Origin of the sequence: Microbacterium sp., assembly GCF_011620715.1 — a bacterium.
GTDB lineage: Bacteria > Actinomycetota > Actinomycetes > Actinomycetales > Microbacteriaceae > Microbacterium.
Window position 1 is genome coordinate 1 of the sequence record NZ_WOYP01000003.1, and the last position, 14721, is coordinate 14721.

A 14721-nucleotide genomic window follows, 5' to 3' on the forward strand; every position below is an offset into this window, starting at 1 on the left:
CGGTCGGACCGAAGCTCGCCGTCGTCTCGAAGCCGATCCACTGGCCCTTCGGCTCAGCGAATACATGCGCAGTGAGGTCGATGTTGGGGTATGTGGCAAGCTTCGGGTGGATCAGGGGGCCGACACCATTGGCCACGTCGACCACGCCGAGCGCGCGTGCGGTCGCGCTGACGGGCTCACCCTCCAGCAGCGGCAGATGCGGCCGCATCCATGCCCACCCGTGACCAGGCTTGTCCGACATCCGGTGCATGTCGATCGTGCTGACGAACCCGAACGACTTGTCACCCGCCATCGGCGACTCCGCACCCATCGCATCGCGGCTCGGCATGGGCGGCGCGCCGCTGCCCGCCAGGTGAGCGGTTTCGTATGGGTGCATGAGCCACGCGTGTGCCAACACCGAGATCCGATCCCGATGGGTGAGCGCCACCTCGACGAGTTCGATCGTGCGTCCCGGCCGGACGATCCGCACGTCGGCGTCGATGATGTCGCTGACCGTGGTGTCCATGGTTCCGAAGATGTCGTATGCGATCCGGCCGAGTTGGAGTCCGTCGCTCCGGCGATGATCGCGGTGACACTCCACGATGTGGGCGATCAGCCCCAGGACGGGAGCGATGTGGGCGTCGTTCGGGCTCCAGGAGCCACGCACTGCGTCGTCGATCCGAAAGCGCTCGCTGCTGAGCCGTTGAAAATATGCGGGCATGATGACATGGTAGGGGCTTCGCACCATCGGTCCGGAACGTGAACCGAACCAGCCGGTTCACCGAAGATCACGCCGGGCGGCGTCTCAGGCGCAGCATGGGGATGGCCCGGGTGGTCTTCGCCTGGATGCCATCGAGTCCGCCGAACGGCGTGAACAGCGCCATTGCGCGCTCCCGTGCCGCGCCCGCGAGTTCCTCGACGTGCACGGGGATCACACCCTCGTCGGGGACTTCGATATCCACGTCCGGGTGGGCGCGGAGATTGTGGTACCAGGCCGGATTCTCGGGCGCGCCCCCCTTGGCCGCTGCGATGATCCACGCGTCGGGACTCTCACGCACCGCCAGCACGGGGGCGATCCGCCTTTCGCCGCTCTTGGCGCCGATGTTGTGGACGAGCACGAGATTGCGTCCATATCCACGCGTCGTGACGGTTCCGCCGGACGCGCGGAACTCGTCGATGATCGGCTGGTTCCACTCGGCATGCGGTTTGGCCACGGCTGCTCCTCGACGGCGGGAGATGATCGGCGCGCACAGGGTTCGACCGCGCTCCTCTGAAAGTACACCCGGCCGCTCTCCGCGCGATGACCTCTCGCTGGGTGTCACCGGTGACCGGGACAGCGCGCGTGCTCGGCACCTGACGCCGGATGTTTGTAGAGTACGAAGCATTCGGCTGGGCGGTTGATCACAGCAGCGAGAGCGTCTATGGGAGGTTCACGCGGCTGACTGCTTTCCTTGAAGCGACCAGTGGCGTAGAGTTGAACCGTCTGGTTCAACTCAGGTCAATTCGGACTCTGCTTCACGACCAGCCGAATCCCTCGTGCGGTTGCGCTCCCCTCACGGAACCGCGCACGCACGTCAAAGAAGACCGAGAAAGGTAATCAATGAGCATTCGCGGAGCTGCGTTCATCGCAGGCGCCTACGAGCATCCCCAGCGTGTCATACCCGATAAGTCTCTGGGCCAGGTTCACGCGGAGGTCGCCGCCGGCGCCCTCGCAGACGCCGGCCTGAGCTTCTCGGACGTGGACGCGTACTATTGCGCGGGCGACGCACCGGGGCTGGGCGGCATCTCCATGGCCGACTACATGGGCCTGAAACTGCGGCACATCGACTCGACCGAAACCGGCGGTTCTTCATATATCGCTCACATCGGTCACGCCGCCGCCGCCATCAAGGCAGGCAAAGCATCGGTCGCGCTGATCACGCTCGCGGGCCTGCCCCGGCAGATGAGCGGCAATCTCGTGATGGAAGGCGGCGGAGCCCCTGAGGACGCCTTCGAAGGGCCGTTCGGACCCACCGTTCACGGCCTCTACGCCCTGGCTGCCCGGCGCCACATGTATGAGTTCGGAACGACGAGCGAGCAGCTCGCTGAGATCAAGGTCGCTGCGTCCATCCACGCGCAGTACAACCCGAACGCCATGCTCCCCAAGCCGGTGACCGTTGAAGATGTGGTCAACTCACCGATGGTCAGCGACCCGCTGCATCGTCTGGACTGCTGCGTCGTCACCGACGGCGGCGGCGCGCTGATCGTGGTCTCCCCGGAGATCGCCCGCGACCTCGACCGCTCCGTGGTGAAGGTGCTCGGTCATGGTGAAGCACCCAAGCACACCAACGGCGGCAAGGTAGACGTCACCTTCACCGGTGCGCGCTGGTCGGGCCCGGCCGCGTTCGCCGAAGCCGGAGTCACACCGAAGGACATCGACTACGCATCGATCTACGATTCCTTCACCATCACCGTGCTCGAGACCATCGAGGACCTCGGCTTCTGCGAGAAGGGCAAGGGCGGCGAGTTCGTGCTCGACGGGGCGCTCCAGGCGCCGTTCGGGAAGCTGCCGTTCAACACCGACGGCGGCGGCCTGGCCAACAACCACCCCGCGAACCGCGGCGGGATGACCAAGGTGCTCGAAGCGGTGCGTCAGCTCCGTGACGAGGCACACCCTGCAGTGCAGGTGCCCAACACCCAGATCGCACTCGCACACGGCACCGGCGGAAGCCTGCCGACCCGCATGGGTGCGGCGACCGTCATTCTTGGAAGGGAAGACGCATGACCGAGTCAGCTGTGCTGCCGAACCCGGCGCCCTCGATCGACCCCGAGACCAAGCCCTACTGGGACGCGACCCTCGAGGGCAAGCTCATCATCCGGCGCTGCAACGCGTGCGGCGAGAATCACTGGTACCCGCGCACGATGTGCCCGTTCTGCGGATCGGTCGAGACCGAATGGCTGGAGACAGCCGGCAAGGGCACGATCTACACGTTCGCGATCACCCGCAAGGGCCTCGGCCACTATGGCGGCGTCGGACCATATGTGCTCGCGTTCGTGACTCTCGACGAAGGCCCCACGATGCTCACCAACATCGTCGAATGCGACGTTGACGCGCTGCAGATCGGGGACCGGGTGGAGGTCGTCTTCCACAAGACCGAGGCCGAGGCGGCCCTGCCTCGGTTCCGCCCCGTCGCATAGTAGCGTCGGCTAAGTCAATGTCACCGCGCGCGGACCAGTTCCGCGCGCGGTGACGCACATACCCAGCTCAACCGCGACGTCCAATGAACTCCCCCCCACAGCAAGTCGCCCGATCCGAGGGACCCATCACATGACCCGAACCATGCCTTTCACCTCTGTCGCCGACGTTTCCGAGCGTCTGGCCGCCGTCGGCTATCTTCCCTCCGACGCCATTGCGACCACGGTCTTCCTGGCGAGCGAATTGGGCAAGCCGCTGCTCATCGAAGGCCCGGCGGGAGTGGGCAAGACGGCGCTCGCGCAAGCCGTTGCCGACGCGACCGGTTCCCCGCTGGTCCGGCTGCAGTGCTACGAAGGCGTGGATGAGGCGCGCGCGCTGTACGAGTGGAATCACGCGAAGCAGCTGCTGCGCATCACCGCCTCGAAGGACGGAGACTGGGACGAGACCCGCGCCGACATCTTCAGCGAGGAATTCCTTCTGGCCCGGCCTCTCTTGACCGCCATCCGCAACGAGGAGCCGACGGTGCTGCTCATCGATGAGACCGACAAGGCGGACATCGAGATCGAGGGACTGCTGCTGGAGGTGCTCGGGGACTTCCAGATCACGATCCCGGAGTTGGGCACGGTGCGGGCACTCCATCGTCCGTTCGTGGTACTCACCTCGAACGCCAGTCGCGAGTTGTCGGAGGCGCTCCGGAGGCGCTGCATCTTCCTGCACGTGGACTATCCCGACAGCGACCTCGAAGAACGCATCGTCCAGGCCAAGGTCCCCGGCCTCGAGCACTCGCTCACCCAGTCCATCGTGCGCGTGATCAACGCCCTGCGCGGCTTCCCATTGCGCAAGGCCCCTTCCGTCTCGGAGACGATCGACTGGGCCCACACCCTGCTCGCTCTGGGCGCCGTCGAGCTCGACGACGACACGATGCGCGACTCGCTCGGAGTCATTCTCAAGCACCGCTCGGATCACGAGAAGGCTCAGAAGCTGCTCGACATGGAAAGCGCGCTCGCGCGATGACAGAAGGGCCCGAAGCCGTCGCTGACCCCTACGGCCTGCAGGAACGGCTCGTCGATTTCGTCACCGCGCTGCGGACCAAGGGGATCATGGTCGGCACCGGCGAGACGGTCGACGCCGCAGATGCGATCACCAGGCTCGGGCTCGACGAGAGGAGCATCCTCCGCGAAGGACTCGCGGGCACCCTCACCCGGAAGCACAGCCAGCGCGGAACCTTCGACGAGGTCTTCGACATCTACTTCCCGCCACGCGTAGGCCGACCCCGGTCAGCCGAACAGGTGCCAGATGACTTCGGCGTCGAGACACTGCGCGACATGCTCGTCGAAACGCTTGCCGCCGCGGACCTCGACGCTCTGGGCGAACTCGCCGAGATCGCCGTCGACCGATTCGGTGAGATCGGCGGTGATCCTCCCGGGTGGTCCGCGAAGCAGACGCTCGATCGGGTGGAGCCGCAGAGCCTGCTCGCCCGCGCCATGGGCGTGCGAGGTGACGACGGCGCGGTCATCGAACTGGGGGGTGTTTCGCCCCGAGACCAGGTGCGAGAGTTGATCGGCCAGTTCCGAGGAAGGGTCGATGACGAAGCCAGGCGGCGTACGAGCGAGACGCGTGGACGCGAGCGGATGGTGCTCACCGCGGTGCAGGCGCAGACCGAGCACGTCGACTTCCTCAGCGCCAATGCCGAACAGTTCGACGAGATGCGGCGCGGCGTGCGTCCGCTTGCTCGCCGGCTTGCGACGCGGCTCGCCGTGAAGCGGCGCCGCACCTTCCGCAACACCATCGACATCCGAAGGACGATGCGCAAGTCCATGTCGACCGGTGGAACGCCGATCGACCTTGTCTTCGCCAAGCCACACCCAAGCAGGCCGGACCTGGTTCTGCTGTGCGACGTGTCGAGCTCGGTGTCGGGCTTCTCAGGTTTCACGATGCTGCTCGTGCAGGCGATGAAGAACCAGTTCAAGAAGATCAAGGTCTACGCATTCGTCAATGCGATGGCGGAAGTGACCGAACTCATCTCCGTGGACGGCGACGAAGACGGAGAAGGGCTGCATGCCCGAATCGTCGAGCAGGCGCGCGTCCATCGGGGGACCTCGAGCAGCGACTACGGTGCTGCCTTCGCTGATTTCGTGGCCCGTGACCTGGAGTCGATCGGTCCGCGCAGCTCGGTGCTCATCCTCGGAGATGCACGCACCAACTACCGGGATCCGGGCCTCGACGACGTGCGCGAGATCGCAGCGCGATCGAAGCGGACGTTCTGGCTCAATCCCGAACCGGAAAAGACATGGGGTACCGGCGACTCCGCGGCGTTCGACTACGCCGATGTCGTCGAGATGCGTGAATGTCGTTCCATCGAGCAGCTCGGCGAGTTCGTCAGCCGGCTGCTTCCGGCGGGATAGCCAGACGTATCGCGGCACCCTGGTCGTCCGTCAGGCTCTGGAGCCGGTACCGGAGCTGTGACGTGGAGTCACGTCACAGCCTTTACAATGCAGGTCCTTCCCACTAGGTTTCTGCTAACGGTGACCTCCCAGCCCAAGGACGATCACGCAGGGACGTCATCCCGAGGACTCACCGAAGAGGACCTCGATGCACATGGAGGTGCAGGATGGGTCGATTGGACGGGCGGGTCGCCGTCGTCACGGGATCAGGTCGGGGCATCGGCGCCGGGATCGCGAAGCTGTTCGCGGCGGAGGGTGCGAAAGTCGTCGTCAACGATCTGGGAGCAAGCGTCGACGGCACGGGCGCCGACGTCGGCCCCGCCCAGCAGGTGGTCGAGGAGATCACCGCCAACGGCGGCGAGGCGATCGTCAACGGCGGGGACGTCAGCGACTACGACTCCGCAGGCGAGTTGGTGCATTCCGCGATCGATGCTTTCGGCAAGCTCGACATCCTGGTCAACGTCGCGGGAATCCTGCGCGACCGGATGCTGGTGAACATGACTCCGGACGAGTGGAACGCGGTGTTGAACGTGCACCTGACCGGCACGTTCAACACCAGCAAGCACGCCGCCGTGTATTGGCGCGAGCACCGCGGCGAGGGCCAGTATCGACTGATCAATTTCACGTCCGCCGCGGGGTTGTTCGGCTCTCCGGGACAGCCGAACTACGCGGCCGCCAAGCTCGGGATCGTGGGGTTCACGCTCTCCTGCGCCAACGCTCTCAACCGCTACGGCGTCACCTCGAACGCGATCGCCCCGGGCGCGGCGACTCGCATGACCATGTCGATCCCCCCTGAGCGGGCGGCCGAGATGGGAGTGGACCTGCGCGGCATGGAACCGGAGGCCGTGGCCTACCCGGTCGCGTATATCGCGAGCGAGGAGTCGAGTTGGCTCAACGGCCGGGTCGTCGGGGCTCAGGGCGGAAAGCTGACGCTCTACGAGAACTATCACCCGGAGCAGGCTGTCAGTTCGGTGGAGCCGTGGACGATCGAGACGATCTTCGAGCAGATGCCGAAGACGTTCCATCCCGATCGCCAGGGCCTGGCCGGCATGGGATGACCTGCTGAGGATGAGGCCTGCGGTCGGCGCGATGGCACCGACCGCTTGAGATGCCGTTCCGGCGCGGCATAGCCGTCGAGGCGGCACCGATCCGGCGCAATGAGGCGCCGGATCGTAACGGACGGAGCCCGCGCAACGGGCGACGAAGGAGGAGCAATGAGGCTACTTGAAGGCATCCGCGTCATCGAGCTGGGGGGTGGAATCGCCGGCTCCTACGCGACGAAGATGTTCGCGGACTACGGGGCCGAGGTCATCAAGATCGAACCCCCGGAGGGCGATGAGACCCGCCGCATGGCGCCGTTCATCGGCGACGAGGAGGGGATCGATCGCTCCGCGGTGTACCTGCACAACAACACCGGCAAGAAGTCCGTCGTGCTCGACCTGAACCGGGAGAGCGATCGCGAGAGCCTGAAGAAGCTCGTCGCGACGGCCGGCATCGTGGTCGAGTCGTTCAAGCCGGGAGTTCTGGCGGGATGGGGACTCGGGTACGAGGATCTGCTGGCCGTGCAGCCGACTCTCGTGCTCACCAGCATCACCCCGTTCGGACAGAACGGCCCGTACGCCGACTACGAGGGTTCGGAGCTGATCTACTACGGCATGGGCGGACCGATGCTCGGCAACGGATCCGCCGACCGCGAACCGCTCAAGCTGGGCGGCTACATGCAGGTGTATCAGACCGGCAATGTCGCGGCACTGGCAACACTGGCCGCCCATATGGTGGCGGAGGAGCAGGGCGAACCGAGCCACGTCGACATCTCCGGATTCGAAGTGGGCCTGACATCCCCTGACCGGCGCACGACCTTCCTGGTCAACTACGCCTTCAACGGCGAGAGCAGCGTTCGCGGCGACCTGCTGGGCGGCATCCTTCCCAACGGCGCGTACCCCACCGACGACGGGTACGTCCAGATCATGATCACACAGGCGTGGCTGCCGCGCATGCTCGCGACGGTCCAGGATCCCGACATGAACGCGTACTTCGGCGAGGTGGCCGCGAACCCGGCGCTGTTCCCGCGGATCGAAACCAAGGAGGCGATCGACGCCGGGATGTACCCCTGGCTGCTGTCACGCACGAAGGAGGAGGTCATGGAGCAGGCCCAGGAGCACAAGTGGCCGGTGACCTCCATCAACTCCCCCGCCGAGGTGATCCACAACAAGCACTTCGCCGCCCGCGGCTTCTTCCACACCGTGGACTATCCCGCCGTCGGTCCGGTGACGCACATGGGCGCCCCGTTCAACGTCGACGCGGGGTGGGACATCGCGCAGGCGCCGAAGCTCGGCGCCGACACCGAGGCGGTCCTCGGATCGCTGTGAACCGCGCACTGCCGACAATGATGACAAAGGAGTGATCATGGCGCACCTGCCGTTGCAAGGCGTGCGGGTCATCGACTTCACCGTGGTGTGGTCGGGCCCGTCCGTGACGATGTATCTGGGTGATCTGGGCGCGGAGGTGATCCGGGTGGACAACCCGTGGGTGTTCCCCAGCAGCACCCGCGGCCTGGTCGCCCGCCCTTCTCCACAGATGATGGCGATGATGGGCATCATGGGCGGTGCCTACCCGGACCGCGACCCCGGCGAGAGGCCGTGGGACCGGGCAGCCATGTTCAACATGCATGCGCGGGGAAAGAAGCTCGCGACGCTGGATCTGAGGAAGGAGTCGGGGCGGGAGCATTTTCTGAGCCTCGTCGAGAAGTCCGACGTGCTCGTGGAGAACAACAACATCACCGTGCTCGAGCACCTCGGGATCGACCCCGAAACCCTCCACAAACGCAATCCGAAACTGGTGATCCTGCGACTGCCCCCGCTGGGGCAGGACGGCCCCTACTCCACCTACCTCGGCCTGGGCGCGCACTTCGAAGCGCTCGCCGGCGTCACTGCGGTCCGCGGCTATGCCGACAGCGCTCCGGCGACCACCACGAGCGTGTTCCAGATGGACCCCGCCGCGGGAGCCACCGGGGCCTTCGCTGTGGTCGCGGCGCTGCGCCGCCGCGCGCAGACCGGAAAGGGCGAGGTGATCGCGCTCCCCCAGGTCGAGAACGAGATGCAGCATCTGGGTGAAATGTACCTCGACGCCGCCTCCACGGGAAATCCCAGCGCACCGATGGGCAACCGGGACCGCAACTACCTTCAAGGCGCGTACCCCGCCGCAGGCGAGGACAAGTGGGTGAGCATCACGATTCGCGGCGACGCGGACTGGGCCGAGCTGATCGCCGAGATGGGGAATCCCGCGTGGGCCGCCGATGACCGGTTCACCACGCAGGCCGGCCGGCTTGCGGCCCAGGACGAGATCGACGAGCAGATCCGGACGTGGACCTCGGGCCGCAGTCGGGAGGACACCTTCCATGCCCTCCAGTCACGGGGCGTTCCGGCCGGCCCGCTCTACAACGAGGAGGACGTGTTCAACGATCCGCACGTCGCGGCCCGCGGCATGCTCCGCGAGATCGAGTCCGCCCATGCAGGTACCTACAAGTACCCCGCGCACCACTGGCACTGGACGGGTCCCGACCTCAAGTGGGAGCCCATCAGCGGCATGGGGCTCGACAACGAGTACGTCTACAAGGAGGTCATCGGACTCACGGATGCCGAATATCAGCAGGCGATCGCCGATGGGCACATCGCCGAGGGCTACCTGAACCCGGACGGCACCTACGCCTGACCACGGTCGCCATCGGAAACGCAGCGACTCGTTCGGCGGAATACCGGAGCGCTTTCGGCACGTCCCGGATGTCCTGACCGTTCGCGCGAGGGAGCGGGGCGGCGGGTGCGCTCAACCGTCGCGACGTGACGGGGCTGGCTTCAGCCCCGTCACGTCGCTGATCGAGTCAGCCTGATATGGGACACGACCTAGGGGGCTTGCGGCGTCTCGTCGCCCGGGGTCTCGACCTGCTGATCCGCATCGGCGGCCTGGTGTTCGACACCGGTGGCCTCCGCCGCTGCAGCCGCCTGCTGCTCGGCGTCCAGCTCCTCGTTGATGTCGGCGCGCACCCGTCCTCGACGGATGCGGCGCATCATGTCCCAGACAAGGGCGATGACCGCGAGCGCGATCACAGCGATCACGACGAAACCGGCCGGGCCAGGCGTCACGAGGGTGGGGTCGACTGTCTGCTCGGGGACCGGCGTCGCCGAGCCGGCGTGCGCGAGAGCGGCGAACAGATCATGCATGGGTGTCCTCGTTCCGCGCGGGAGCGCATAGCCTGGAGTCTCCAGCCTAATCTTCCCCCGATCCTCGGGCGGCGCACACATTCCGACAGGGCACGATGACTACACAGGACATGCTCGACGAGCGATACGGCCGCACGAGTTCGCCGCGCAGGCGGTGGACGATCGGCATCGTCGTCGCGATCGCCGCTGTGCTGGTGGGCCTCTTCGCGTGGATGACGATCGCGGACAGCGTGGACGACATCAGCGTCGACACGACGGGGTTCACGGTCGAGGATCCGCGCTCCGTCACGCTCGCGTTCCAGATTTCGGTGCCGGAAGGCCGAACGGTCGCGTGCGCCCTCGAGGCGCAGGATGAGGATCACGGCGTCGTCGGTTGGAAGATCGTGGAGTACGCGGCATCCGACGTGCGCGCCCGCGCACTCCTCGAGTCGATTCCGACGACCGCGGAGGCTACGACAGGTTTGGTGAGCGACTGCTGGGTGACGTAGTCTGTCGTGACCGCAGTCGACAGACGCCCTGGCCGGAGCCGGGGCGTTTCGACATGACCGCCCCGGCCGACCGAAGGAGACACTTGTGACTGGCGATGCACCGGTGACATTCCTGACCCAGGACGCGTACGACCGACTCGCCGCCGAGTTGGAGCGCCTTTCGACGACGGGACGCGAAGAGATCGCCAAGCGCATCGAGTCCGCCCGCGAAGAAGGCGACCTCAAGGAGAACGGCGGCTATCATGCGGCCAAGGACGAACAGGGCAAGCAGGAGGCCCGCATCCGCACGCTCCAGCACCTGCTGAAAGGCGCCACCGTGAGCGAGGCGCCGGAGAGCACCGGCGTCGTCGAGCCCGGCACCGTCGTGACCGCGATCGTCGCGGGCGGCGAGGAGGTCTTCCTGCTCGGCAACCGCGAGATCGCCGCGGACTCGGAGCTGGACGTCTACAGCGAGGCGTCGCCTCTGGGCGCTGCCATCCTCGGCCTCAAGGAGGGCGATAAGACCTCGTACACGGCCCCCAACGGGCGCGAGATCTCGGTCGAGATCATCACGGTCGAGACGTACTCGGGCCAGTAGCCCGCGGGTCAGTCTGCTACAACGGCCGGGGTGAAGCCCGCGCCGCCGAGGATCTCGATGACGTGGGCACGGTGCTCCTCGCCGCGCGTCTCAACGCTCAGCTGCAGGATCACCTCGCTGATCTGCAGGCCCTGACCGTGCCGTGTGTGCATGACCTCGATGACGTTGGCGCCAGCCTGCGCGAGGAGTTCGGACACCCGTGCGAGCTGACCGGGACGATCGGGCAGCGGGATGCGCAACGTCATGTACCGACCGGATGCCGCGAGCCCGTGCGAGACGACGCGCTGCAGCAGCAGCGGGTCGATGTTGCCTCCGGACAGCACGGCCACGGTCGGTCCGGCGGCCTTCACCTTGCCGGCGAGGATCGCCGCGACCCCGACTGCGCCGGCGGGTTCGACGACCTGCTTCGCGCGCTCGAGCAGCATGAGCAGCGCACGGGCGATGTCGTCGTCGGTGACCGTGACGACCTCGTCCACGAGCTGGTGGATGATCTCGAACGGGAGGTCTCCTGGTCGCGCGACGGCGATCCCGTCGGCGATCGTGGGGAGTGTCTCGACTTCGATCGGGTGGCCCGCGGCGAGGGAGGACGGGTACGCGGCGGAGTTCTCGGCCTGGACTCCGATGATCCGCACGGTGCGGCCGACCGCGGCCGCGCGCGCTTTGACTGCGGCCGCGACGCCCGCGATGAGCCCGCCTCCGCCGATGCCCAGCAGGACCGTGTCCAGATCGGGCACCGCGTCGAACAGCTCGAGGCCGAGGGTGCCCTGGCCGATGATGATGTCACGGTGGTCGAACGGGTGGATCAGCACCGCACCTGTGCGCTGCGCGAACTCCGCAGCCAGCCGCAGGGGCGTCTCGACGGTCGCGCCCTCGAGCACGACCTCGGCGCCGTAGCCGCGCGTGGCAAGCAGCTTGGGCACGGGAACGCCGAGCGGCATGAAGATCGTGGCCGGGATGCCGAGGGCCTGGGCCGCCATCGCGACACCCTGCGCGTGATTGCCGGCGGATGCGGCCACGACGCCGCGTGCGCGCTCTTCGGCGGTGAGGCGGGACAGCCGATAGGTGGCGCCGCGGATCTTGAACGAGCCGGTGCGCTGGAGGTTCTCGAGCTTCAGGTACACGGGAACGCCGAGCAGCGCAGACAGGTACTGCGACTCGTCGATCGGAGTGCGGGTGATGACGCCGTCCAGGTAGGCGGCGGCATCCTCGAACTCGGCCAGGGTGGGGATGCTCACGAACGAACCTTCCTGGGGCGCGGGACGGTGGTCCAGATGTAGTCTCCGGACGGAGCTCCCGCCCCGCCCTCCCACGCGCGGTTGCCGATGTAGACGACGACGACGTTGACGAACGCGGCGAGCGGCACCGCGAACAGGGCGCCCGGGATGCCGGCGATCATCGCGCCGCCGGCGACGACGAGCACGACGGCAAGCGGGTGGACCTTCACGGCCGAACCCATCAGCAGAGGCTGGAGCACATGACCCTCGATCTGCTGGACGCCCAGCACGACCACCAGCATCCACAGGGCGATCCACGGGCCGTTGTAGACGAGTGCGAGAAAGACGGCGACCGCACCGGTCACGACGGCGCCGACGATCGGCACGAACGCGCCGAGGAAGACCAGGACTGCGACCGGGATCGCCAGCGGCACGCCGAGGAGGAACGCGCCCAGGCCGATGCCGACCGCGTCGATCGTAGCCACCAGCAACTGCGTGCGGGCATAGTTGACCACCATCACCCACCCCGACCGGGCCGCGCCGTCGACAGCGGGCCGCGCCCGCACGGGGAACAACCGCGTTGTCCAGCGCCAGATGCCGCCGCCGTCGGCCAGGAGGGTGAGCAGTATGAAAAGCACCAGCAGCGCCCCGACCACGACATGACCGACGGTCGAGCCGAGCGCCAGGGCACCCGACCACAGCAGCTGAGCCTGCTGCTGGATCAGCTCGCCGAGCTGCGAGAGCAGGTCGTCGATCTGCGCCGACGTCAGGTGCAGCGGACCGTCGATCAGGTACTGACGGAACTGCTCGATCGCATCGACCGTGCGGGCCTGCACCGAGGACCATTGCCTGGTCACCTGCCAGATGACCAGCCAGAGCAGGCCGGCGACGATCGCGAGCGCGCCGATCACGGAGATGACGATCGCCAGCCAACGCGGGACGCGGTGGCGCAGCATCCAGCTGAACGCGGGCCACAGCAAGGCGGTCACGAGAATGGCCACCAGGAGCGGGATCACCAGGAGCTTCAGCTGGATGACGAGCCAGACCGCCACCCCGATGGCCGCAGCCACCACGAGGAAGCGCCAGGAATACGCTGTCGCGACCTTCAGACCCCGCGGGATCGTGCCCGACACGTCGGTGGAGACGACACGGCTGCGGTCGCGGAGAGCTTCGAAGAGGGAGCCGCGGGGCTTGTCTTCTGGGCCGGTCATCACGCCAGTCTAGAGTCGAGTCGTCGTGTCGGCGCGCGCGCATAGGCTTGCCGGCATGAAGGACTCGCTGACCGCCGCCGAGGCGCGCCGGATCGCCCTCGCCGCGCAGGGTTTCGCGCAGCCGAGACCGACGGTGGCCGGCACGCGTCAGCTCAACCTGGCCATGGCGCGCATGGCGACGCTGCAGATCGACTCGGTCAACGTCTACGCCCGCTCGCACTACATGCCCCTGTTCTCGAGGCTCGGGCCGTACGACACCTCGGCTCTGGACCGTCTGCTGTTTGCCGGCCGGGCTCCGTATGTCGAATCCTGGGCGCACGTCGCATCGTTCATCCCGGCGGCGGACTGGGCCTTGTTCCGCTTCCGCATGGACGATATGCGCGCGAAGTACGGCACGAAGCCGGACGGCTGGTTCCAGGCCAATCGCGAGACCGTCGACTGGGTGCGCTCGGAGCTCGCAGAGCGCGGCCCGCTGCGCCCCGCCGAGATCGAGCGCGACGCGAACAAGGCGGCGCGAGGACCCTGGTGGGACTGGGACGCGGTCAAGAACGCCCTGGAGTACCTCTGGCTCTTCGGCGAGGTCGCGATCGCGGGCCGGCGCGGCTTCGAACGCCGCTACGGCCTCGCCGAGCACGTCTTGCCGGCCGACGTGCTCGCCGCGCCGGTGCCCCGCGACACCGCCATCCGCGAACTCATCGCACGAGCGGCACGGGCGCACGGGGTCGGTACGGCATCCGATCTGGCCGACTATTGGCGCCTCAAGGACCGCCGCGCCGTGATGGCCGCGATCCGCGAACTGCAGGACTCGGGCGTGCTGCGGCCGGTCACGGTGCACGGCTGGGAGTCGGCGGGAAGGCCGGCGAAGGCGTGGGTGCACCAGGACGCCGTGCTGCCGCGCCGAGTGGATGCGGCGGCGATTCTCACCCCCTTCGACCCGGTGGTCTGGTTCCGCGATCGCGCGCAGCGGCTGTTCGATTTCGAGTACCGCATCGAGATCTACACACCCGGGCCGCAGCGGCGCTTCGGCTATTACTCACTGCCCGTGCTGATCGGAGACGACATCGTCGGGCGCGTCGACCTCAAAGCCGACCGCGGCTCCTCCACACTGCTCGTGCAGTCGGCGTGGTGGGAGCACGGACGACCGGCGGATGCCGCATCCCGGCTCGCCGACGAGGTGTGTGCCGCCGCGCGGTGGCAGGGATTGGAGGCGATATCGGTCTCCCGATGGGGAAACGCCACCGACGACCTGGCAGACGCCCTGCCGGAGGCGCGCCGCCACGAAGCCCGCGCCGCGGAGCCGGTCTCGCCGGCACCCGACGAACCGGATCCGGTTCTGTCAGCGGCTGCCCGCGGCTGAGGATCCGACGAGCGTCACGTGCATCAGAACCCGGCTCCCATGGTCTTCAGCCGCTCGAT

General features: G+C 67.2%; 15 protein-coding genes. 10 read left to right on the forward strand and 5 right to left on the reverse strand.

Annotated elements, in window-relative coordinates:
• Both QZV84_RS00500 and QZV84_RS00505 read right to left on the reverse strand, forming a co-directional pair.
• The coding region (locus tag QZV84_RS00500) for an acyl-CoA thioesterase domain-containing protein (protein ID WP_292823717.1) at nt 1–700 on the reverse strand (700 nt) is incomplete at its 3' end.
• A gap of 67 nt (nt 701–767) precedes the next feature.
• The gene (locus QZV84_RS00505; protein ID WP_292823720.1) at nt 768–1193 is read right to left on the reverse strand and encodes a nitroreductase/quinone reductase family protein; all 426 of its coding nucleotides are present in this window, start codon (nt 1191–1193) and stop codon (nt 768–770) included.
• Nucleotides 1194–1579: 386 nt separating this feature from the next.
• Between QZV84_RS00505 and QZV84_RS00510 the strand changes: the two genes are divergently transcribed.
• From QZV84_RS00510 to QZV84_RS00540, 7 genes are all read left to right on the forward strand, one after another.
• Complete coding sequence (locus QZV84_RS00510) at nt 1580–2743, forward strand: thiolase domain-containing protein (RefSeq protein WP_292823723.1); 1164 nt, start codon at nt 1580–1582, stop codon at nt 2741–2743.
• Complete coding sequence (locus QZV84_RS00515; RefSeq protein WP_292823726.1) at nt 2740–3156, forward strand: Zn-ribbon domain-containing OB-fold protein; 417 nt, start codon at nt 2740–2742, stop codon at nt 3154–3156. The genes QZV84_RS00510 and QZV84_RS00515 overlap by 4 nt, the downstream gene beginning before the upstream one ends.
• 130 nt (nt 3157–3286) lie before the next feature.
• Nucleotides 3287–4168, forward strand: a complete 882-nt coding sequence (locus tag QZV84_RS00520; RefSeq protein WP_292823729.1) for a MoxR family ATPase — start codon at nt 3287–3289, stop codon at nt 4166–4168.
• A complete protein-coding gene (locus QZV84_RS00525) occupies nt 4165–5559 on the forward strand; it encodes a VWA domain-containing protein (RefSeq protein WP_292823732.1) in 1395 nt (464 codons plus the stop codon). The genes QZV84_RS00520 and QZV84_RS00525 overlap by 4 nt, the downstream gene beginning before the upstream one ends.
• A 206-nt stretch (nt 5560–5765) precedes the next feature.
• A complete protein-coding gene (locus tag QZV84_RS00530; protein ID WP_292823735.1) occupies nt 5766–6656 on the forward strand; it encodes an SDR family NAD(P)-dependent oxidoreductase in 891 nt (296 codons plus the stop codon).
• 156 nt (nt 6657–6812) lie between these two features.
• On the forward strand, nt 6813–7967 hold the full coding sequence (locus tag QZV84_RS00535; RefSeq protein ID WP_292823738.1) for a CoA transferase: 1155 nt from the start codon (nt 6813–6815) through the stop codon (nt 7965–7967).
• A gap of 37 nt (nt 7968–8004) precedes the next feature.
• Entirely contained in the window at nt 8005–9309 is a 1305-nt protein-coding gene (locus tag QZV84_RS00540; protein ID WP_292823741.1) for a CoA transferase, read from the forward strand.
• 188 nt (nt 9310–9497) lie between these two features.
• Here the strand turns inward: QZV84_RS00540 and QZV84_RS00545 are convergent, their stop codons facing one another.
• On the reverse strand, nt 9498–9815 hold the full coding sequence (locus QZV84_RS00545) for a hypothetical protein (protein ID WP_292823744.1): 318 nt from the start codon (nt 9813–9815) through the stop codon (nt 9498–9500).
• A gap of 95 nt (nt 9816–9910) precedes the next feature.
• On the opposite strand from QZV84_RS00545, the gene QZV84_RS00550 reads away from it, so the two are divergent.
• The gene (locus QZV84_RS00550; protein WP_292823747.1) at nt 9911–10303 is read left to right on the forward strand and encodes a DUF4307 domain-containing protein; all 393 of its coding nucleotides are present in this window, start codon (nt 9911–9913) and stop codon (nt 10301–10303) included.
• A gap of 85 nt (nt 10304–10388) precedes the next feature.
• A complete protein-coding gene (gene greA, locus QZV84_RS00555; RefSeq protein WP_292823750.1) occupies nt 10389–10880 on the forward strand; it encodes a transcription elongation factor GreA in 492 nt (163 codons plus the stop codon).
• A gap of 8 nt (nt 10881–10888) precedes the next feature.
• On the opposite strand, the gene ilvA is transcribed toward greA, so the two are convergent.
• Both ilvA and QZV84_RS00565 read right to left on the reverse strand, forming a co-directional pair.
• On the reverse strand, nt 10889–12115 hold the full coding sequence (gene ilvA, locus QZV84_RS00560; RefSeq protein WP_292823753.1) for a threonine ammonia-lyase: 1227 nt from the start codon (nt 12113–12115) through the stop codon (nt 10889–10891).
• Nucleotides 12112–13305: an AI-2E family transporter gene (locus tag QZV84_RS00565; RefSeq protein WP_292823756.1), complete on the reverse strand. Its 1194-nt coding sequence runs from the start codon at nt 13303–13305 to the stop codon at nt 12112–12114. Before QZV84_RS00565 ends, ilvA begins: the two co-directional genes overlap by 4 nt.
• 55 nt (nt 13306–13360) lie before the next feature.
• On the opposite strand from QZV84_RS00565, the gene QZV84_RS00570 reads away from it, so the two are divergent.
• Nucleotides 13361–14662, forward strand: coding sequence for a crosslink repair DNA glycosylase YcaQ family protein (locus tag QZV84_RS00570; protein ID WP_292823759.1), 1302 nt, complete (start codon nt 13361–13363; stop codon nt 14660–14662).
• Nucleotides 14663–14721: the final 59 nt, after the last annotated feature.